The following is a 21,373-nucleotide window of genomic DNA, read 5'->3' as shown; positions in this document are numbered from 1 at the left end:
ATCATGTTAGCGCTTGCCGCGCGATCCCAGCCAGGCCGCGGCGAAGGCCAGCGGCAGCGAGAACAGCGCGGGGTTGGAATACGGGAACAGCGGCTTGGCGTGGCCCAGCGCGGCCACCCATACCGCTGGGCCGCAGACGATCAAGGCCAGCGCGCCGACGATGCCGGCCACGCCGCCCCACACCACGCCGCGCGCGCTCAGGCCGCGCCAGTGCAAGGCCAGCAGCAGCAGCGGGAAATTGGCCGAGGCGGCGATGGCGAAGGCCAGGCCCATCATCACGGCGATGTTCAGCTGCTGGAATACGGTGGACAACAGCATGGCGGCCAGGCCCAGGCCCAGCGTGGCCAGCCGCGATACCTTGAGCTCGCGCCGCGGATCGGTCTGGCCCTGTTTCAGCCAGCTGGCGTACAGGTCATGGCTGACCGCGCTGGCGCCGGCCAGCGTCAGGCCGGCCACCACGGCCAGGATGGTGGCGAAAGCCACCGCGGCGACCGCGGCGCGGGCGAAATCGCCGCCCAGCAGCTGCGCCAGATGCAGCGCCGCCATATTGCCGCCGCCCAGCAGCTTGCCGTCCGCGCCGTGGAAGCGTGGATCAGGGCCGATCAGCGTCAGCGCGCCATAGCCGATGATCAGATTCAGTAGGAAGAAGCCGGCCACCAGCCAAGTGGCGATGCCGACCGAACGCCGCGCGGCGCGCTCATCGGCCACGGTGAAGAAACGCATCAGCACATGCGGCAGACCCAGCAGGCCCAGGCTCAGCCCCAGGCCCAGCGACAGCACCTCCACCGGGTCGGACAAGGCCTGGCTGGGTAGGAAGGCGGCCGCGCCGCGCAGCTTTTCCGCGGCGGCGAACAGGGCGGCCGGGCTGCCGTTGTAACGCGCCAGCACGCCGCCAGCCAGGAGCAGGGCGCAGACAAACAGCAAGGCCGCCTTGCTCATCTGCACCCAGGTGGCCGCCAGCATGCCGCCCAGCGCCACGTAGATCATCATCAGCGCGCCCACCAGGCCCACCGCGGCCAGATAGGGCAGGCCGAACAGCAGTTCGATCAGCTTGCCGGCGCCCACCAGCTGCACGATCAGGTAGCACAGCGTCACCGTCAGCGAGCTGGCGATGCCCACCAGCCGCACGCCGGCGTGGTCAAAGCGCTGGCTCAGCACGCCGGCCACGGTGTAGCGGCCCTGCCGCCGCAGCGGTTCGGCCAGCAGCAGGAGCAGCAGCGGCCAGCCGGCCAGGGTGCCCACGGCGTAAGCCAGCGAGTCATAACCCTGGCCCAGATACATGCCGGCCGCGCCGAGGAAGGCGGCGGCGGACAGGTAGTCGCCGGCCAGCGCCAGGCCGTTTTGCCAGGCCGGCACCCGGCCGCCGGCGGTATAGAAATCATTGAGCGAGGCGGTGCGGCGACGCGCGGCGGCGGTCAGCAGCAGGGTCAGCAGCGTCAGCGCCAGAAACAGCCATTGCGCCAGACTCATGCGCCATCCTCCCGCCGCAGATAGCCGTACAGCGTGGCGATCAGGCAGAACAGCAGCATCGCGGCCAGCGCCAGCGCGATGGAGGCCGGCACGCCGGCCAGGCTGATGGCCAGCCACTGCGGCCGCAGGGCCAGGATCAGGTAGTAGCCGAGGCAGACCGCCGTGGCGAGGCAAACCAGTAACAGCTTCATGCGCGCTTCATTCGAGCAAAAGCCCGAGTTTAGCGGCCTTGCCACTGCATCACCAGCCTGGCTTCGCCAGGGCCGAAGTAATCCGCCTCGCGGCCCGTTTCGACAAAGCCCAGGCGGCGGTACAGCTCGGCCGCCGGATTGGCCGGGTCCACCGTCAGGCGAATGGTGTTCGCCTGCGGCCGCATGGCGGCCAGCGCCGCCTGCATCAAGGCCTTGCCTGCGCCCTGGCCGCGGCAGGATGGCAGCAGCGCCAGCGACAGCAGCCACAGTGCGTCAGGCTGTTGGCTGGGGGCGCCCAGGGCATAGCCGACGACCTGCCCGGCTTCGTCCTCGGCCAGCCAGAACCAGTCCGGCCACAGGTCCAGGGCCTGGCGGAAAAAGAAGTCGGGATAGACGTGGCTGCCGAATACCGCCAGTTCGACGGCGAAGATGGCGGCGAGGTCGGCGCGTTGGGCGGGGCGCAATTTCATCGGGTGGGTCCTGCTGTCTGGTTCCGGGGGAGGGCGTCAAGGGTAAACGATGGCGTGCTTTGCGCAAAGTCAGCCGATCAGCACGCTTAATGAAATGATCATATTTCTTGCGCAAACTGCCCGCTGTTTTGCCTGGTTTCCCTATTGCCTTGCCTATTCCGGAGCGTTGTCATGAGCGAATTGTCACGTCGCGAGTTTCTCAAGTTGTCGGCCGCCGGCATTGCCGCCGGCGCGCTGCCGCCCGGTTTGGCGGCAGCCATGGCGGCTCAGCCGGCCGGACGCAGCCTGTCCGCCGTCAAGCATGTCGTGGTGTTCATGCAGGAAAACCGGTCCTTCGACCATTATTTCGGCACCCTGCGCGGCGTGCGCGGTTTCAACGACCGCAGCGCCCTGCAATTGCGCAACGGCAACAGCGTGTTCAAGCAGCCCAATCTGCTGCAGCCGGCCGAGTATCCGTTTCATCTGGACAGCAGCCGCACCAGCGCGCAATACCTGAGCGACCTGGACCACTCCTGGCTGGGCACGCACGCCGCCTGGAACCTGGGCAAGTACGATGGCTGGGTGCCGGCCAAGACGGCGATGACCATGGGTTACTTCAACCGCGCCGACATTCCCTACCACTACGCGCTGGCCGACGCCTTCACCATCTGCGACCACTATTTCTGTTCGGTGCTGGGGCCGACCAATCCCAACCGCCTGTATCTGTGGAGCGGCATGATCAACCCGCAAGGCGGCAAGGGCGGGCCGGTGATCGACAACAGCGAGCTGGGTTACAGCTGGACCACCTATCCAGAGCGGCTGCAAAACGCCGGCGTCAGCTGGAAGGTGTATCAGGTGCTGGGAGACAATTTCGACGACAACGCGCTGGCCTGGTTCAAGCAGTACCGCAATGCCCAGACCGGCAATCCGCTGCACGACCGCGGCATGGCCTCGGTGCCCAAGACCGGCGGCAACTCGGTGCAAGATCTGGTGGCCGCCATCCGCAACGACGCGGTCAACGGCACGCTGCCGCAGGTGTCATGGGTGGTGGCGCCGCAGGACTATTCCGAGCACCCCAGCGCCGCGCCGGCCGCCGGCGCTTATCTGATAGACCAGGTGCTGCAGGCGCTGACCGTGAATCCGGACGTGTGGGCCTCCAGCGTGCTGCTGCTGAACTACGACGAAAACGACGGCTTCTTCGACCATCTGCCGCCGCCGGTGCCGCCGTCCGGCACCGCCGACGAGTTCGTGTCCGGCGCGCCCATAGGCCTGGGGCCGCGCGTTCCCATGCTGGTGATGTCGCCGTGGAGCCGTGGCGGCTATGTCTGCTCGCAGGTGTTCGACCACACCTCGGTGATCCGCTTCCTGGAAACCTGGACCGGCGTGCAGGAGCCGAACATCTCGGCCTGGCGGCGCAAAATCTGCGGCGACCTGACCAGCGCGCTGGATTTCGGCAACAGCAATCTCACCGTGCCGGCCTTCCCGGACACCACGGCGCTGCTGACCCAGGCTCAGCAAACCAAGAATTGGCCCAAGCCCAGCGCGCCGGCGCCGGGCCAGATGCCGCAACAGGAACCCGGCCGCCGGCTGGCGCGTCCGCTGCCTTACCAGTGCAACGCTTACGCCAGCACGGACTTGTCGTCCGGCATCGTCTGGATACACATGCAGAACGGCGGCACGCAGGCGGCGCATTATTCGATCTACGCCAACGCCTACCGCATAGACGGCCCGTGGCAGTACGACGTGGCAGGCGGCGCCGAGAGCAAAGACTATTTCCATGTCCAGACCTACGGCCTCGGCTGGTACGACCTGACGCTGTACGGCCCGAACGGCTTCCTGCGCCGCTTCGCCGGCAATATCCATCAGGCCGGTGGCAAACTGGAGGCGGCCAGCGGCGTCAGCGCTGCCGGAGGCGTGCCGACGCTGACGCTGCAGTTGAGCAATGGCGGCAAGTCGGCGGTGACCTTCCAGATCAGCGCCAATGGCTACGGCGGCAGCGCGGCGCAGCAGGTGACGGTGGCGGCCGGCGCCAGCCAGACGCTGAGCTGGAATCTGTCCGGCGTGTACGGCTGGTATGACTTCACCGTGACCACCAGCAGCGACGGCAGCTTCGTGCGCCGTATGGTGGGGCATGTGGAGACCGGGATGGTCAGCGTCAGCGGCTGAAAGTAGGGCGGAAGCCCGGCTTGCCGGGCGTTCCGCCGCAGGTATCGGCATGCGTACGATAGGCTTGAATCGCAGGTCAGGCGGAACGCCCTGATGGAATCAGGGCTTCCGCCCTACCATAGCACCTTGACCTTGCCTTCGCCCAACCAATCGCTCAGCGCCAGCAGCAGGCCGTCGTCCAGGCGCACGCCCCATTCCTGCGGCAGCATCAGCTCGCCCTTGGCCTTGCCGTTGTTGTAGGCCAGCCGCACCAGGCAGCCGGCGTCCTGGCTCTTGAACGGGTGCAGTTCCGACTTCAGCCGCGCGATGTCGGGCTTGGCCGGCAGCTGCAAGGACAGGCCGCGGGCGTAGCGGCTGCGCGCTTCGCCCAGGCTGTGCAGCTTGTCCACGATGATGCGCAGGCCGCCGGAGAAGCTGTCCTCGCTGACCTTGCCCTCCACCACCAGCACCACGTCTTCCTTCAGCTTGTCGCGGTTCAGTTCGAAGCTTTCGGCGAACAGGCTGACTTCCAGCTTGGCGGTGCCGTCGTCCAGCTGCACGAAGGCCATCTTGCCGCGGTTGCCCACCTTGACGCGGATGCCGGTGACGAAGCCGGCCAAGAGCTGCGGCTCCTTGCGCGGGGTCAGCCGCGACAGCGTGGTCTTGATGAAGCCGCGCACTTCCTTCTCATAGGCGGAGAACGGGTGGCTGGACAGGTAGAAGCCGATGGCCAGCTTTTCCTCGGCCAGCTTGACCGCGTCGCTCCATGGGCGGGTGGCGACCATTTCCACCGCCGGCGCGACGTCGTCGCCGAACATGTCGAACAGGCCGCCCTGATTGGCATTGGCGTGTTCCTGTTCGGCGGCGTCCATGGCCAGGCCGACATTGGCGAACAACAGGGCGCGGTTCGGTTCGATGGCGTCGAAGGCGCCGGCGCGGATCAGCGCCTCGATCACCCGCTTGTTGACCAGCTTCTTGTCGGTGCGTTTGCAGAAATCGAACAGGTCGCTGAACGGCCCGCCGGCTTCGCGCACCGATACGATGTGGTCCACCGCGGCTTCGCCGGTGCCCTTGATCGCACCCAGCGCGTAGCGGATTTCCTTGCGGCTGACCGGCACGAAGCGGTAGAAGCTGTGGTTGACGTCCGGCGGCAGGAAGGTGATGCCGTTCTTGGCGTCCTGGCAATCGTCGTAGAACACCTTCAGCTGGTCGGTGTTGTCCAATTCGGTGGACATCGTCGCCGCCATATAGGCCGCGCAGTGATGGGCCTTCAGCCAAGCGGTGTGGTAGGCCACCAGCGCGTAGGCGGCGGCGTGCGACTTGTTGAAGCCGTAGCCGGCGAACTTCTCCATATAGTCGAAGATTTCGTTGGCCTTGGACTCGGGTATGTCCTGCTTGGCCGCGCCCTGCACGAACATCGCGCGCTGGGCCACCATTTCTTCGACCTTCTTCTTGCCCATGGCGCGGCGCAGCAAGTCGGCGCCGCCCAGGCTGTAGCCGCCGATCACCTGGGCCGACTGCATCACCTGCTCCTGGTACACCATGATGCCGTAGGTCGGCGCCAGCACCGGCTCCAAGAGCGGGTGTAGGTATTCGAACTTGGCGCCGTGCATGCGCTGGATGAAGTCCGGGATCAGGTCCATCGGGCCTGGGCGGTACAAGGCCACGAAGGCGATAATTTCCTCGAACTTGCTCGGTTTGGCCTCCACCAGCATCTTCTTCATGCCGGTGGACTCGAACTGGAACACGGCGGTGGTGTTGGCGGTGGCGAACACCTTGTAGGCGTCGCGGTCGTCCAGCGGCAGGTGGGCGACGTCCACGTCCTCGCCGCTGACCTGCTTGATGTACTTCTGCGCCAGTTCGATGATGGTGAGGTTGCGCAGGCCCAGGAAGTCGAACTTCACCAGGCCGATCTGCTCCACGTCGTCCTTGTCGAACTGCGAAACGGGAGACGCGCCTTCGCCGCTGGCGATGTACAGCGGGCAGAAGTCGGTCAGTTTGCCCGGCGCGATCAACACGCCGCCGGCGTGCATGCCCAGGCCGCGCGTCAGGTCTTCCAGCTTCATGGCCAGTTCGATCAGTTCCTGCGCGCCTTCGGATTCGATCACCTCGCCGATCTGCGGCTCCACCTGCATGGCCTTTTCCAGGCTCAAGGGTTTGTTCGCCTCCAGCGGGATCAGCTTGGACAGGCGGTCGCACAGGCCGAAAGGCAGGTCCAGCACGCGGCCGACGTCGCGGATCACCGACTTGGACGACATGGTGCCGAAGGTGGCGATCTGGCTCACCGCTTCCTCGCCGTATTTCTGCCGGGTGTATTCAATCACCCGCCAGCGGTTTTCCTGGCAGAAGTCCACGTCGAAGTCGGGCATGGACACCCGCTCCGGGTTCAGGAAGCGCTCGAACAGCAAGGCGTAGCGCAGCGGATCGAGGTCGGTGATGCTGAGGCTGTAGGCTACCAGCGAGCCGGCGCCGGAACCCCGGCCCGGCCCCACCGGGCAGCCGTTGGCCTTGCCCCACTGGATGAAGTCCGCCACGATCAGGAAGTAGCCGGGGAAGCCCATCTGGATGATGGTGTCGCACTCGAATTTCAGCCGCGCGTCGTATTCCGGCCGCCGGGCTTCGCGCACCGCTTCGTCCGGGTACAGCTGCTTCAGCCGCTCTTCCAGCCCGCGCTTGGCCTCGTAGACCAGGAAGTCGTCCAGCGTCATGCCGTCCGGCGTCGGGAACAGCGGCAGGTAGTTCTTGCCCAGCACCACGGAGATATTGCAGCGCTTGGCGATTTCCACCGTGTTGGCCAGGGCCTCCGGGATGTCGGCGAAGCGCTGCAGCATTTCATCGGTGCTGAGGAAATACTGGCATTCGTGGAAGCTGCGCGGACGGCGCTTGTCGCCCAGGGTATAGCCTTCGGCGATGCACACCCGCGCCTCGTGCGCCTTGAAGTCTTCCGGCTCCATGAACTGGATGGGGTGGGTGGCCACCACCGGCAGCGCCATCTCGCCGGCCAGCCACAAGGTGGCCTGCACCACGTTTTCGATCTGCGCGTTGTCCAGGCGCTGGACTTCCAGATAGAACGACCCCGGGAACAGTTTTTCCCAGTAGGCGGCGCGGCGTTGCGCTTCTTCGCGCTGGCCCATGGACAGCGCGATGCCGACGTCGCCGTGATGGGCGCCGGACAGGCACAACAGGTCGCGGTTGTCGCCGGCTTCCAGCCAGGCGCGCTTGATCTCGGCGCGGCCGCGGTACTGGTTGTGGCTGAAGGCCTCGGTCAACAGTTCGCACAGTCGCCGGTAGCCTTCGCGGTTCTTCACCATCAGCATCAGCCGGTAGGGTTTGTCGCGATCCTCCTCGTTCTCCAGCCAGATGTCGGCGGAGACGATGGGTTTGATGCCCTTGTTGCGGCAGGCCTTGTAGAACTTGACCATGCCGAACAGATTCATCAGGTCGGATACGCCAAGCGCGGGCATCTGTTCCTTGACGGCGCGTTTGACCGCGTCATCGAGGCGGACGATGCCGTCGGTGATGGAGAACTCCGAGTGGAGGCGAAGGTGGACAAAGCGTGGTGCGTTCATTCCGGCATTTTACCGGCAGGCGAGGGCGCGAACCAGTTCAAATGATGGCTGGCACATCGTGGCCCAAGCGCATTAGAATGCTGGCATGGCAATTTTCACCGCAGGCGAAGAAAACCGATGGAGTTCAATGTGCAGCAATTGGAGCGGACGAATCTGTATCAACTGCTGGTGGGCTGCATCCTGCCGCGGCCTATCGCCTGGGTCAGCACCCAGGATTTGAAGGGGGTGTGCAATCTGGCGCCGTTTTCCTTCTTCAACGTGATGAGCGTGACGCCGCCGCTCTTGGGCATCAGCATCCTCAAACAGGCGTCGGAGCGGGACAAGGATACGCTGGCCAATATCCGGCTGACTGGGGAGCTGGTGGTCAACATCGTCAACCGGCCGCTGGCCGAGGCGATGAATGTCACCTGCGGCGCTTATGCGCCGGAAGTGGACGAATTCGAGCTGGCGGGGTTGGCCAGGGCGGCCAGCGTGACGGTCAAGCCGCCCGGCGTGGCGGAAGCGCCAGTGCGTCTGGAATGCACGCTGCATCAATGCCTGAGCTTCGGCCACGGCAGCGGCGCCGGCAATCTGGTGCTGGCCGAGGTCAAATACATCCATGTGGCGGACGAGGTGTGGCGCGACGGCGCGGTGGACGACCTGGCGTTGCAGGCGGTGGGCAAGCTGGGTGGGGATCGCTACAGCCTGGCGGAGCCGGCCTTCAGTCTGGCGCGTCCGGCCTGAGCCGCGCTTAGACCCGCTAAGCCAATCCCTGATCCTGCGTTGGGCCTCCTTGCCGTACTACTTGTACTTCTACGTCGGCGCGCCTTGGCTCAGGTTCTCTGATGAGGTTTGGTTAGCGACGCTTAGAGCGCGGCCTGGGTTTGCTCGGACAGCGCGTCCAGCATGCCGTAGCGGCGCTGGTACTCGGCGCGCTTCTTGCTGGCGATGTCTTCCATGGCCTTGCGCGGCGGCGTCAGCGGAATGCGGTAGAAGCGGCCGTCATCCACCGGCTCGGCGTCCAGCGTCTGCCAGAAGCTGTCGTAGTCGGCGAAGAACTCGCGTCGATACCGCCATGAGCTGTAAATATGTTCGCGGTTGCCGATGGCCAGGATCTCGTCGGCGCCGATCTTGCGCGCCAATGCGGTCAGCGCTTCCATCGCCAGCCGCTTCGGAAACAGGCCGTGCGCCGCCTTGGTGGCCAACTGCACGGCTTCCGCGCCATGCGGCTTGCGCGGGCCTTGCAGGCCGCCGATCACCAACACGATATCCTGTTCGCGGCGGGTCAGCGTGAAAGTCAGCGTCGCCAGCGGCACGCCGTCCTCGTTGCATACCTGCAGCGACATTTCCCCTTCTTTGTCGAAGCTATGCTGCTGGGTCAACACCACCAGCAGCTTGCCGTCGTTCTTGCCGGCCAGCTCCGCCAGTTGCAAATGCTGGCTGGACAATAGCTGGCGGCGGGCCGCGCCGGAAAAGCGCTTTTCCAGCAACTGGTAGTGGGCCTGCAGCGCGCGCAGCTTGCCGGCTGGTCCGAGCGATCGGTACAGGTAGGGGCGATGCAGCTTGCTGGCCAGCCGCGGATTGTGCCGCAGGTAGGGCAGCAACGTCTGCGAGCGGAAAGTATTCAGCCAGCGCAGCGTCCACGGCAGGGTCAACACGCCGCGGAATGCGAATTTGAAACGGTTCTTGCCCTCGTCGAAGCCGTCGCGGCGCGAAAACGAGCCGCTGGCCAGCGACCAGAACAGATCCACGGAATTGATTACAGTCATGCCTTCCCCCACCGATTAGCTTGTTAGGATAAGGTAAGTTCGGACATGAAGTTGTTAAAAGATATGTAGAACAGTGTGACTGTGTGTGACGCGAAATCGTTTCAGCATGCCGCTGTTTGCCGCTTTATGGCAGTAAATAGAGGCGGAAGCGTTCTTTGTGATCGCCAGGGCGCTGGAAAACGGATATTGGATGCAATTTGGCGAGCGCAGACGGCGCTTGGTCGTGCAGCGTCTGCAGCAGCAGCCAGCGGCACTGATGCGCCGCCGGCTGGGTTTCCAGGCGCAGCGTGCGATAGCCGGCGTAGTACTCCAGCAAGGCGCGCTGCGGTTCGCCCAGATTCAGGCTGGCGACGCAGCCGCCGTCGCGCTGTATCGCTTCCAGAGTGGGCTTCAGCGCGTGGAAGGTTTCGCGGTAGCGCATGCCGTGATCCAGCGCCGGCAGCCAGAGCGTGGCCACGCCGCACCATAGCAGCGTCATGGCGATGCTCCAGCGCCAGGCCAGCCCGGCCATGGCGGTCAAGGGTTGGCGCCAGCACCATAGCAAGCAGGCCAGCGCCAGGCCGAAGGCCAGCCAATGGCCGGGATAGAAGGCCGGCGTCCAGCCGCTGAACTGGCGCTCTAGCAGCGGCCGGCTCCAGGCGATGTCGGCTGGCGCGCTGAGCACCCGCGCCACCAATAGCAGATAGCCCAGCAGCAAGCCAAACAGCGCGGCCAGCGTGATGCTCGCCCAGCGCGGCGGACGCCAGGCAAACGGCAATCCGCTCAGCGCCAGCAGCGTCAAGGGCGGCAGCAGCGGCAAGGCGTACAGCTCCCTCGCTTCCGCCGCGGCCAGCAGCACCGCCAGCGAACCGCCAAACAGCGCCAGCGGCGGCCAGATGATCAGCGGCGAGTCCTGGCTGCGCAACACCCGCCATCCATTCCATAGGGCCAGCGGCCACAGCGGCAGCGCATACCAGGGCAGGGTGCGGCCGTAGAACCATGGGCGCTGGCGCGGGCCGAGATGGGCGCTGCCATTGAAGCGTCCGAAATTATTGGCATCCAGCCACAGATGGAACAGTTCCGGGCTGCGCCGGTACAGCGCGGCCATCCACCATAGCGGCAGGGGCAGGGCGGTCAGCAGCGCGACCGCCAGCGTCAGCAGATAGCGGCGTTGGCGGTAAGCCGGATGCAGCGGCAGGGCCAGCGCGGCGAGCCCCAGACAGCCGGGGCCGAGCAGCCCCTTGCTGAGGAAGGCGATGGCGGCGCCGCCGCCCAGCATCAGGCCGGCGAGGACGGGGCGCGCCAGGGCGTGGCACAAGCCGGCCAGCCCCCAGCAGAAGCCGGCCATCAGCGCGGTATCGGTGATCAATTGATGGGCGCGTATCGGCAAGCCGACGGCGCCGATCAGCAGCAGCGGCGCCCAGCGGCCGAAGCCCGGGCCGAGCAGGCCGCGCGCCGCGACGCCCAGCCCCAGCCAGCCGATGGCGTTCCACAGCCCTGCCGCCAGACGGGCGGCGTCCGGCGCGCCCAGCCAGCCCTGCAGCGCTTGCAGGGTCCAGCTGGCGCTGATGAAGAACAGCGGCGGTTTTTCCAGGAATGGCTCGCCGGCCAGCATCGGCACTACCCAATCGCCGCTGGCGGCGATATGGCGCACCAGCCCGAAGGTGTAGGCTTCGTCCGGCTTCCACGGCTCATGGCCGACCAGGCCGGGAATCAGCCACAGCAGCAGCACGGCGGCCAGCGCCGGCCACGGCAGGGCGGGGGGAGGGCTGGGCCGGACCGGGGTCACGGCTTGGCCGGGGGCGGGTCCTTCGGACGCATCGAGTGCAGGGCGGCTCTCTGCATTTCCAGCGTTTTGATCTGCATGGACAGCACGCCCAGATTCATCGTCAGCCAGCCTTCCACCACGCGCAGTTCGGCCAGTTTGCGGTCGATTTCCTCTTCCGACATCGGCGGCAGGAAGGCCTGCATGCCGGGCGGCGTGGCTTGCTGCCAGAACTGGCGGAACAGGGCGAAGGGGTCGTTGGAATGGTCTTGGCTCATCGGCGTCATCCTGCATTGGGCATGAAAAAACGGGCAAGCGATGCTTGCCCGTTCAGTATATGCCCTAAGCGCGAGCGGATCAGCCCTGTTGGCCTGGCGCCTGCGCGTCGACGGAGGCCAGCGCCACCATGTTGACGATGCGGCGCACCGAGGAGATCGGCGTCAGGATGTGCACCGGCTTGGCCATGCCCATCAGGATCGGGCCGATGGTCACGCCGTCGGCTGCCGACACGCGCAGCAGGTTGTAGCTGATGTTGGCGGCTTCCACGTTCGGCATGATCAGCAGATTGGCCGAGCCCTTCAGCGTGGAGTCCGGCATCGCCTGGGTGCGGATGGCTTCCACCAGCGCCGCGTCGCCCTGCATTTCGCCGTCGATTTCCAGTTCCGGCTGGGCTTCGCGGATCAGATCGAACGCCGCGCGCATCTTCTGCGCGGACGGGGTGTTCAAGGCGCCGAAGCTGGAGTTGGACAGCAGCGCGGCCTTGGGCTGGATGCCGAAGCGCTTGATCGACTCGGACGCCATCTTGGTGATGGAGGCCAGTTGTTCTGCGCTCGGCTCGGCGTTGACGTAGGTGTCGGTGATGAAGATGTTGCCGGTCGGCAGGATCAGCGCGTTCATCGCGCCGGCCACCTTGTCCTCGTTGGCGTAGCCCAGCACGTTCTCCAGAATGTCGAAGTGCTGGCGGTACGGTCCGTAAGTGCCGCAGATCAGCGCGTCGGCGTCGCCGCGGCGCACCATCATCGCGCCGATCAGCGTGGTGTTGCCGATCACGCGGCGGCGAGCCTGCTCCTGCGACACGCCCTTGCGCTTCATCAGCTGGTAGTAGTCCTGCCAGTAGTCGTTGAAGCGCGGGTCGGATTCATTGTTGACCAGCTCGAAGTCCACGCCCGGGCGCAGCTTCAGGCCCAGCTTCTCGATGCGCTTCTCGATCACGCTGGGACGGCCCACCAGGATAGGCTTGGCCAGGCCCTGGGTGACGATTTCCTGAGTGGCGTGCAGCACGCGCTCGTCTTCGCCTTCGGTCAGGACCACCCGTTTCGGGTCTTTCTTGGCCTGGGCGAACACCGGCTTCATGAACAGATTGGTCTTGTAGACGAACTGCGCCAGCTGGTCGGCGTAGGCGTCGAAGTCCTGGATCGGGCGGGTGGCGACGCCGGATTCCATGGCGGCCTTGGCCACGGCCGGGGCGATCTTGACGATCAGGCGCGGGTCGAACGGCTTGGGAATCACGTATTCCGGGCCGAAGGACAGTTCCTGGTCGCCGTAGGCGGTGGCCACTACGTCGTTTTGTTCGGCCATCGCCAGGTCGGCGATCGCGCGCACGGTGGCCAGCTTCATCTCTTCATTGATGGTGGTGGCGCCCACGTCCAGCGCGCCGCGGAAGATGAAGGGGAAGCACAGCACGTTGTTGACCTGGTTCGGGAAGTCCGAACGGCCGGTGCCGATGATGGCGTCCGGGCGCACTTCCTTGACCAGCGGCGGCAGGATTTCCGGTTCCGGGTTGGCCATGGCCAGAATCAGCGGATCGCGGGCCATGCTCTTCACCATGTCCTGGCTCACCAGGCGCGGGCCGGACAGGCCCATGAAGATGTCGGCGCCGGCCATGGCGTCGGCCAGCTTGCGCCAGCCGTTGTCCTTGATCGCGTAGCGCAGCTTGGATTCGTCCAGCTTCTCGTCGCGGCCGATGTAGACCACGCCCTTGGAGTCGCAGATGGTGATGTTTTCACGCTTCACGCCCAGCGCCACCAGCAGGTCCAGGCAGGCGATGGCGGCCGCGCCGGCGCCGGAAGCCACCACGCGCACTTCGCCGATTTCCTTCTTCACCAGGCGCAGGCCGTTCAGCACCGCGGCGGCGGCCACGATGGCGGTGCCGTGCTGGTCGTCGTGGAACACCGGGATGCCCATGCGCTCGCGGCACTTCTTCTCGATGTAGAAGCACTCAGGCGCCTTGATGTCTTCCAGGTTGATGCCGCCGAAGGTGGGCTCCAGCGAGCAGATGATGTCCACCAGCTTGTCCGGATCCAACTCGTTGACTTCGATGTCGAACACGTCGATGCCTGCGAACTTCTTGAACAGCACGCCCTTGCCTTCCATCACCGGCTTGCTGGCCAGCGCCCCGATATTGCCCAGGCCCAGCACGGCGGTGCCGTTGGAGATCACCGCAACCAGGTTGCCGCGAGCAGTGTATTTGTAGGCGTTGAGCGGGTCTTCGACGATGGCGTCGCACGGGGCGGCCACGCCCGGGGAGTAGGCCAGCGCCAGATCGCGCTGAGTGGTCAGCGGCTTGGTCGGCGATACCTGGATCTTGCCCGGGGTTGGGAACTGGTGAAATTCCAGCGCGCTTTGGCGCAATTGCTCGTCCATTCGCAGGCTCCTGATTGAGAGAGATGTTCTTATGTTGGTAAGGGATAGCGGAACATTATAAGACTTTATGCCGGGCTCGGGCTATGCCGTGTCGGACAAAAGCCGCGATGGGCGGCCCCATCGCGGCTGCATATCGTTTGACTTGAAAATGTCAATGCAGCATGCCCAGCATCCGCGGTAGCCACAGCGAGATTTCCGGAATGAATGTCACCGCGACCAGAAAACCCAGCATGGTCAGCAACCATGGCCACACGGCCACGGTCAGCTCGGTAATGCCCATCTTTGTGATCCCCGAGGCGACATAAAGGTTCAGTCCCACCGGTGGATGGCACATGCCGACTTCCATATTGACCGCGATCAGGATGCCGAAGTGGATGGGGTTGACCCCCAGTTTCACCGCCACCGGATACAGGATGGGCGCCATGATCAGCACGATGGCCGACGGGTCCATGAAGTTGCCGGCGGCCAGCAGCAGGATATTGGTCAGCAGCAGGAAGGCGACGATGCCGAAGCCCTGGCTGGCCATCCATGCCGCCATGGTCTGCGGAATCTGCTCCGATGCCATCAGGAAGGAAAACAGCACGGCGTTGGTGATGATGTACAGCAGCATCGCGCTCATCGACGCCGCGTTGATCAGCACCTTGGGCACATCCTGCAGTCCCATGTCCTTGTAGACGAATACCGCGATCACGAAGGCGTACACCGCCGCCATGGCCGCCGCCTCGGTGGGGGTGAAGATGCCTGTATAGATGCCGCCTATCACCAGCACCATGAGCAGCAGGCCCCACACGCATTCGCGGAAGGCCTGCCAGCGCTCGGACCAGCTGGCGCGCGGCAAGCGCGGGTAGTCGAACTTCTTGGCGCGATACCAGGTGGTCAGGCCCAGCAGGGCCGACAGACACAAGCCGGGCAGCACGCCGGCCATGAATAGCTGGCCGACCGAAGCGGTGGACACGCTCATGCCATTGGGGCCGGTGACGTCCATGCCGGCCGTGGCGATGCTGTACATCACCAGATTGATCGATGGCGGGAACAGGATGCCCAGCGCGCCGGAAGTGGTGATGACGCCGGCGCCGAAGCGCTGCGGATAACCCTGTTTCAGCATGGCCGGCAGGATGATGGAGCCGACTGCCACCACGGTGGCAACGGAGGAGCCGGTGATGGCGGCGAACAGCGCGCAGGACACCACGCCGGCCAGGCCCAGGCCGCCGTACCAGTGGCCCACCAGGGTGGTAGCGAAGCGTATCATCCGCCGCGCCACCCCGCCGTGCATCAGGAAGTTGCCGGCCAGGATGAAGAACGGAATCGCCATGATCTCGAACTTCTCGATGCCGGTGAACAGCTTCAGCGCCACCGAGGTGACCGGCACCTCCGTCATGGTGAACAGGAAGGTCAGTACGGTCAGGCCCAGCGAAATGGAAATCGGCATGCCGGTCAGCATCAGCGCCAGCAGCAGGCCGAAAATGATCAGCGCGCTCATGGACGGCCTCCACGGTTGATGTCGTGCGGGTGCAGATTGTCCAGCGTCTCGTCGCCTTCCAGGCCGTCCACATGGCCGTGGTCGTGCTTTGGCAGCGCGCCGGTGCGGATGAAGTTCCAGGCTACTTGCAGGAAGCGGAAGCACATCAGCGAGGAACCGGCCGGGATGGCCAGATAAACCAGCCACATCGGCGCCTCCAGGTCAGGCGAGGTCTGGTCGGTATGGGCGATGTCCCATACGAAATTGCCGCCCATCACCGCGACGATGCCGGTGAACAGCGCGCCGGCCAAGAGGCCGAACACGATGAAGTAGCCGCGGGTTTTGTCCGGCAGGCGGTTGATCAGCACATCGACGCCGACGTGGATGCCGGTGCGCACGCCATAGGCGGCGCCGAACTTGGCCATCCACACAAACAGGTAAACGGTCAGCTCCTGCGCCCACGATAGATTGATGTGGGCGAGGTAGGGTTGCAGGGTGGAAATGCCCGAGCCGTAGCGGTGCAGCACCGCTACGAAGGTGATCAGGGTGGCGGCCCCCATCAGACAGGCAATCATCCACTCCTCGAGATGGTCGAGGATTTTCAGCATGGCGGGTTTCCTCAGCGCATGGAAAAACCGCGCCCGGCAGGGCGCGGCGGATCGCCTTTACTTGGCGGGGTTGAAGCCGGTTTCCTTGTAGATGGCCTTCAGCAGCTCAGGCCCGATGCGGGCGGCCATCTTCTGGTGCACCGGCAGCAGCGCTTTCTTGAACGCCTCGCGCTCCTGCGGCGTGGGGGTATAGACCTGGGTTTTGCCGGATGCCTTGATCGCGGCGACGGCCTTTTCGTTTTCCTGCTTGGCGATCTGGTTGGCGTAGACGGTGGCGTCCTGCACCGCGCTGTCCAGCTGAGTGCGCACATCCGCCGGCAGGCCGTCCCAGAACTTCTTGTTGACGATCAGCGCGTAGCCGAGGAAACCGTGCTGGGTCAGCGTCAGGTTTTTCTGCACCTCATAGGACTTGCTGGTGTACAGATTGGAGGCTTCCAGCTCGGTGCCATCCACCACACCGGTCTGCAGCGCCTGGTACACCTCGGAGAAGGCCATCACCTGCGGCAGCGCGCCCAGCGTGCGCATTTCCTCTTCCAGTACCTTGGACGACTGGATGCGGATCTTCATGCCCTTCAGGTCTGCCGGGTTCTTGATCGGCTTGTTGGCCGAGAAGTTCTTGAAGCCGTTGTCCCAATAGGCCAGGCCCTTGATGCCCTTGCCCTCCAGCTTGCCCAGCAGTTGCTTGCCGATGGGCCCGTGCATCACCTTGTTGACTTGGTCGTAGTTGTCGAACACATAGGGCAGATCGAATACTTCGAATTCTTTCACGCCCAGCGGGCCGAATTTGGCCAGGCTGGGGGCCAGCATCTGCACCGCGCCCAGTTGCAGCGCTTCCAGTTCTTCCTTGTCCTTGTACAACTGGCTGTTGGGATAAACCTGTACCTTGACGCGGCCGTGGGTGCGTTGCTCGGCCAGTTTTTTGAAGTATTCCGCCGCCTTGCCCTTGGGCGTGTCCGGCGCCACCACGTGGCTGAACTTGATGACGATTTCGCCGGCCGCCTGGGCTGCGCCGGACAGGGTGAGGCTGGCGCAGAATGCCAGCGCGATATGCTTGAGCTTCATGTAAGGTTCTCCATCCATTTGTAGCGTTGTTTGATGTTATGGGCCGGATCGAGCCGGCGGTTTTACTTCTTAAAGTATAAGCTCCATGCCGCGCTGACCATTAGGGAATTCCAGAACAGGGGCATGTTGCCCCGGCTTGGCGCGGGCGCGTTATCATCAAGGTCGTTTCCTGCCCGGCTACCCGACATGCCTGTTACCGATTCCTCTCTTCGCCGTACCCCGCGTCTGCTATGGCCGAGCGTCAGCCTTGCGCTGATCGCGCTGCTGCTGGCCCTGTGCAGCCTCAGCTATCTGGTGTACCGAGACTGGCGCGACGAGCAGCAGGACAATTTGATCCAGGAAGTGCTGTGGCTGGAGCAGTCGCTGCGCATGCATCTGGAGGGACATCAGGAGTGGGCGGACACCCTGGCGCGCGACATCGCCGCCGGCAAGACAGACAGCGCCCGTTTTGCCCATTTGGCGGCGTTTTACCTGCGCGAAAATCCCGAGCTGGTGACGCTGGAGCGGGTGGGGCTGAATCATCAGGTGGAGTGGGACCCGCACGGCATCCGCCGCGACGGCCGGCAGCTCAACTCTTCAGAATATGACGCGTTGTGGCGCGCCGGCCGCCTAATGCGGGCCAGCTACGGCGCCCCGTATCAGGGCGTCGACGGCAAATACCGTTTCGACCTGGCAGTGCCGCTGGTGCGCGACGGCCAGCTGCTGGGGGGCATCCGCGTGTCTTACCTGCTGGATGGCCTGCTGTACCACCAGGTGCCATGGTGGATCGCCTCCAAGAACTACATCAGCATTCTGGACGTGGGCGGCAAGACGCTGGCGCAAAAGTTCGACGCCGCCGAGCAGCCGGGCAATATCTCGCACCAGACCAGCTTTGATCCGCCTGGCTATGGCCTGTACCTGCGGGCGGTCAGCTATCGCAGCGGCCTGGGGCTGACGCTGCCGGTGCTGACCGGCATCATCATCGTGCTGCTGCTGACGCTGCTGTACGCGGTGTGGCGCATCCGCCGCCATATGCGCGAGCGGGCCGCGACGGAACAGAAGCTGGCGCAGGAGGTGTCGCTGCGCCAGGCGATTGAGGACTCGATGAAAAGCGGCTTGGTGGCGGTTGGGCTGGAAGGGGAGATCGTCCGCGTCAACCGCGCCTTTTGCGACATGCTGGGCTTCGCGCCGGAGGAACTGGTGGGCCGCCATCCGCCGCATCCGTTCTGGCCGCAGGACCAGCACGGCGTGCTGGCCGAGGCGATGGATGCCGTGCGCGACAATCGCCAGCAGGAGCAGGGTTTTGAACTGACGCTGATGCGCAAGCGCGGCGACACGCTGGTAGTGCGCTTGTTCGCCACCCCGCTGGTGCAGGAAGACGGCAGCCAGCATGGCTGGATCGCCTCGATGTTCGACATCACCGAGCGCCAGCGACAGCGCAAGGAAATGGACGCGGCGCATCGCCGTTTCCTCACCGTGCTCAATGGCCTGGCCGCCGGCGTCTGCGTGGTGGACCAGGGCAGCGGCCAGCTGCTGTACGCCAATCCGGGCTTTGCCGAGATGTGGCAAGTGGGCGACGCCGACGCGCCGTGCTGCGTGCTGCTGCCGGGCCTGCGCGCCGGCCGCGATGGCGACGAGTACGGCCAGGAGTTCATCATCACCGGCGAACGTTGTCTGCTGCTGCGCCGCCGCCGCATCGAGTGGGTGACCGGCGAAACCGCCTGGCTGGCCATCCTCAGCGATGTCACCGCCGAGCGTCGGCGCGAAGAGCGCGAACAGGCGCAGCAGGAACGGTTCCAGAACACCGCGCGGCTGATCGCCATGGGCGAAATGGCGTCCACGCTGGCGCATGAGCTGAACCAGCCGCTCACCGCCATCCACACCTACGCCGCCGGCGTCAGCCGCCGGCTGCCGGAGGAACTGGCCCTGCCGGCGGGCGTGCGCGACGCCATCCAAGCGATCGCCGAACAATCGCGCCGCGCCGCGCAAATCGTCAGCAGCATCCGCGCCTTCGTCAAAAAGCATGAGCCGCAGCTGGAGCGGGTGGAGCCGGCGCGCGTGGTGCAGCGCGCGCTGATCCTGGCCGAGCCGCTGGCCGCCAAGAACGGCGTCAATCTGCAGCTGGAACCAGACCGCCGCCCCTGCCAGGTAGACATGGACCCAGTGCTGATCGAGCAAGTGCTGCTGAACTTGATGAAGAACGCCATCGAAGCGCTGGTGGAAGCCGGCACCCCGCGCCCCGGCGTGGAGCTGCATACCTGCGTGGGCAACGGCAAATGGCGGGTGGAAGTGGTGGACAACGGCCCAGGACTGGCCGCCGGCATGCAGGACAACTTGTTCACGCCGTTCTACTCCACCAAGCCGGAAGGCATGGGCATCGGCCTCAACATCTGCCGCTCCATCGTGGAATTCCACCGCGGCGAATTCGGCGCCGTCAGCAGCCCGGAGGGCGGCTGCGTGTTCTGGTTCAGCCTGCCGCTGGCCGGCGCTGAGCTGGGAGGGGCAGGGGGCTGGTCAAACGAAATGCCGTCGTGCTAGTATTTCCGCATCGATATCCATCGACGGGCCGATAGCTCAGCTGGGAGAGCGCTGCGTTCGCAATGCAGAGGTCGGGAGTTCGATCCTCCTTCGGTCCACCAAAGAATATCAAGGGTTTAGCATAGTTGTGACGGGAAGCATAAATTGGCCGAAACGGCCAGCTTATACTTCCCGTTTCGCATTTCTAGCCACTCCGTCGTCCCAAGCTCATTCCGCTTTTCTCAATCCTCATCCCTTGGAAGCGTTGCTCAGCAAGGTTTTCCGCGTTTGAAACGCCGTTCCGGCGCTTGGCCAGCTTATGGGTACAAATTGTCGATTTTGGCCAGCTTATGGTTCCCAACAGAAGAGTACGATACTTGTTAGGGGGACTGGGTGATGTGCGGGGATGCTGTTCGGCCGATGTAGCAATCTGGATTGGATGCATTAACTGGCAGTTTTGTGATATTCGTCCGTCATCCGAAAGTGGCCACAAGAACTGGGACAATTCATAGCCATTGAGCAATAAGGCAGCAAAGACTCCATGCTCGAAGCTGGCCAGCTTGGTGCGCAGGTAGTTCTTGGCCAGAGCTCGCAAAGTGAACCACATTACCTTTGGAGTCTTCTGGTCGATGACATACCTCGCGGCTTCCCGATTTGTATCAGCAGTAGCTGGCAGATAATGCCCCTGGTCGTTACGCACCAGCAGCGAGGAATCGAAAGACTGAGAAAGTTTCGACATGATCGTGCTCCGGTTGCTCGGGTGGAATTGCCTGGAAACAGCAAGACTGCCCACTTCCGGTCTGCCGATGCCGCGATAGGCAAGCGCAGCGCGCAGGTCACGCAGGGTAGGAGGCGTCAGGGATCAAAGCCGAATGACCGCGACTCGGTACAAGGCGCGGGGTGTAGCCCGCGAGCCCGGCGGCAGAATGCGGGGATGCCTGGTCGTTAGTAATAGGCAAATGACATTGTGGCGCAATTGAGCTACAATGTAGCTACAAAATACCTTGAGGCATGTAATGGCAAGCAGCGATATCGTTCGCGCTCGAATTGACGGGCATATCAAAGAGGAAGCCACTAATGTGCTGGCTGGAATGGGCTTGTCTGTTTCAGATGCCATTAGGATGCTGCTCACCCGCATTGCGGCTGACAAAGCGCTTCCCTTTGATATCAATCGTATCCAAGCCCAGTCCAATGCCAAAAGGTCATGATGTTTGCCTGAAAACAATCAAGAACATTAAGTCGCGGGCATAAAGCCATGGATCACATACAGCAGCTCAACTACGAAAAAGATTTCCGCATTGCTTTCTTGGAATCTAAGGGGGATGGCTTTCAACGTCTGTTCGAGAAACTGATGTCGAAAGCCCATCCTAACGATTTCATGGCCTGCCGGCCTTGGGGGAATGTTGGTGATCGAAAAAACGATGGATATCTGCCATCGGAGCGAATCCTGTATCAGAGTTACGCCCCCAATGAATTGAGTGCCACCGAAGCCATCAAGAAAATTAATGAGGATTTCGAGGGTGCCAAAGAGCACTGGGAGAAATATTTCGATGAGTGGACCTTCGTCCATAATGCTCCCGATGGCCGCCTTGGCCCCCACATCATTGAAGCGTTGGCTAAGCTCAGGCAGGAAAATCCGAAGATCAGAATTGGCCATTGTGGGTATGAAGAGATGCTGGCGAAGTTCCGACAGTTGAGCCTGCAGGATCTTGAATCTTGGTTTGGCCCCTCGCTGACAATGGAGGCGAATGTAAATCTGGGATACGGCGATCTGATCGCTGTGCTTACC

Annotated in this window: 16 protein-coding genes, 1 tRNA gene and 1 pseudogene; 6 read left to right on the top strand and 12 right to left on the bottom strand. The window is 63.9% G+C overall.

The genetic code is table 11. From position 1 onward, the window contains the following. Positions 1-6 precede the first annotated feature (6 nt). From JHD59_RS07780 to JHD59_RS07770, 3 genes are read right to left on the bottom strand one after another with little or no spacing between them, the layout of a single operon-like run. Positions 7-1,470, bottom strand: coding sequence for a cation/acetate symporter ActP (locus tag JHD59_RS07780; protein WP_199153831.1), 1,464 nt, complete (start codon positions 1,468-1,470; stop codon positions 7-9). Further along, a complete protein-coding gene (locus JHD59_RS07775; RefSeq protein ID WP_199153830.1) occupies positions 1,467-1,661 on the bottom strand; it encodes a hypothetical protein in 195 nt (64 codons plus the stop codon). The genes JHD59_RS07780 and JHD59_RS07775 overlap by 4 nt, the downstream gene beginning before the upstream one ends. 29 nt (positions 1,662-1,690) lie before the next feature. Then, the gene (locus JHD59_RS07770; protein WP_103321122.1) at positions 1,691-2,131 is read right to left on the bottom strand and encodes a GNAT family N-acetyltransferase; all 441 of its coding nucleotides are present in this window, start codon (positions 2,129-2,131) and stop codon (positions 1,691-1,693) included. 171 nt (positions 2,132-2,302) lie between these two features. On the opposite strand from JHD59_RS07770, the gene JHD59_RS07765 reads away from it, so the two are divergent. Continuing rightward, on the top strand, positions 2,303-4,276 hold the full coding sequence (locus tag JHD59_RS07765; RefSeq protein WP_199153829.1) for a phosphocholine-specific phospholipase C: 1,974 nt from the start codon (positions 2,303-2,305) through the stop codon (positions 4,274-4,276). A 113-nt stretch (positions 4,277-4,389) separates the two neighbouring features. Here JHD59_RS07765 and dnaE read toward each other — a convergent pair whose 3' ends face one another. Further along, complete coding sequence (gene dnaE, locus JHD59_RS07760; protein WP_199153828.1) at positions 4,390-7,824, bottom strand: DNA polymerase III subunit alpha; 3,435 nt, start codon at positions 7,822-7,824, stop codon at positions 4,390-4,392. Between the two features lie 117 nt (positions 7,825-7,941). Here dnaE and JHD59_RS07755 point away from each other — a divergent pair, with 117 nt between their 5' ends. Then, entirely contained in the window at positions 7,942-8,547 is a 606-nt protein-coding gene (locus tag JHD59_RS07755; protein WP_103321119.1) for a flavin reductase family protein, read from the top strand. Between the two features lie 122 nt (positions 8,548-8,669). On the opposite strand, the gene JHD59_RS07750 is transcribed toward JHD59_RS07755, so the two are convergent. The 7 genes from JHD59_RS07750 to JHD59_RS07720 all read right to left on the bottom strand — a co-directional run bounded on the left by JHD59_RS07750 (position 8,670) and on the right by JHD59_RS07720 (position 17,088). After that, the gene (locus JHD59_RS07750; protein WP_199153827.1) at positions 8,670-9,572 is read right to left on the bottom strand and encodes a VirK/YbjX family protein; all 903 of its coding nucleotides are present in this window, start codon (positions 9,570-9,572) and stop codon (positions 8,670-8,672) included. 124 nt (positions 9,573-9,696) lie between these two features. Beyond that, positions 9,697-11,340, bottom strand: a complete 1,644-nt coding sequence (locus JHD59_RS07745) for a glycosyltransferase family 39 protein (protein WP_199153826.1) — start codon at positions 11,338-11,340, stop codon at positions 9,697-9,699. Beyond that, positions 11,337-11,594, bottom strand: coding sequence for a PhaM family polyhydroxyalkanoate granule multifunctional regulatory protein (locus JHD59_RS07740; RefSeq protein ID WP_043627808.1), 258 nt, complete (start codon positions 11,592-11,594; stop codon positions 11,337-11,339). The genes JHD59_RS07745 and JHD59_RS07740 overlap by 4 nt, the downstream gene beginning before the upstream one ends. A 79-nt stretch (positions 11,595-11,673) precedes the next feature. Continuing rightward, a complete protein-coding gene (locus JHD59_RS07735; protein WP_103321116.1) occupies positions 11,674-13,959 on the bottom strand; it encodes an NADP-dependent malic enzyme in 2,286 nt (761 codons plus the stop codon). A gap of 151 nt (positions 13,960-14,110) precedes the next feature. Continuing rightward, positions 14,111-15,439: a TRAP transporter large permease gene (locus JHD59_RS07730; RefSeq protein ID WP_103321115.1), complete on the bottom strand. Its 1,329-nt coding sequence runs from the start codon at positions 15,437-15,439 to the stop codon at positions 14,111-14,113. Further along, positions 15,436-16,026, bottom strand: coding sequence for a TRAP transporter small permease (locus tag JHD59_RS07725; RefSeq protein WP_199153825.1), 591 nt, complete (start codon positions 16,024-16,026; stop codon positions 15,436-15,438). Before JHD59_RS07725 ends, JHD59_RS07730 begins: the two co-directional genes overlap by 4 nt. Positions 16,027-16,083: 57 nt before the next feature. Continuing rightward, positions 16,084-17,088, bottom strand: a complete 1,005-nt coding sequence (locus JHD59_RS07720) for a TRAP transporter substrate-binding protein (RefSeq protein WP_199153824.1) — start codon at positions 17,086-17,088, stop codon at positions 16,084-16,086. Between the two features lie 186 nt (positions 17,089-17,274). On the opposite strand from JHD59_RS07720, the gene JHD59_RS07715 reads away from it, so the two are divergent. Together JHD59_RS07715 and JHD59_RS07710 are read left to right on the top strand one after the other, a co-directional pair. Continuing rightward, a complete protein-coding gene (locus JHD59_RS07715; RefSeq protein WP_199153823.1) occupies positions 17,275-19,605 on the top strand; it encodes a PAS domain S-box protein in 2,331 nt (776 codons plus the stop codon). 25 nt (positions 19,606-19,630) lie between these two features. Further along, positions 19,631-19,706 (top strand) — tRNA-Ala (locus JHD59_RS07710). Between the two features lie 83 nt (positions 19,707-19,789). Here JHD59_RS07710 and JHD59_RS07705 read toward each other — a convergent pair. Beyond that, positions 19,790-20,323 carry a hypothetical protein gene (locus JHD59_RS07705; protein ID WP_199153822.1) on the bottom strand — a complete coding sequence of 178 codons (534 nt, stop codon included), beginning with the start codon at positions 20,321-20,323 and terminating at the stop codon, positions 19,790-19,792. Positions 20,324-20,600: 277 nt separating this feature from the next. Here JHD59_RS07705 and JHD59_RS07700 point away from each other — a divergent pair, with 277 nt between their 5' ends. Then, the gene (locus tag JHD59_RS07700; protein WP_199153821.1) at positions 20,601-20,792 is read left to right on the top strand and encodes a type II toxin-antitoxin system RelB/DinJ family antitoxin; all 192 of its coding nucleotides are present in this window, start codon (positions 20,601-20,603) and stop codon (positions 20,790-20,792) included. Positions 20,793-20,839: 47 nt separating this feature from the next. After that, a pseudogene (locus JHD59_RS07695) lies at positions 20,840-21,373 on the top strand (hypothetical protein); the annotation flags it as partial.

It is taken from the genome of Chromobacterium sp. ASV23 (assembly GCF_016428945.1).
In the GTDB taxonomy this organism is placed as follows: Bacteria; Pseudomonadota; Gammaproteobacteria; order Burkholderiales; family Chromobacteriaceae; genus Chromobacterium; species Chromobacterium sinusclupearum.
This window is presented reverse-complemented; position numbering and strand designations above follow the sequence as displayed.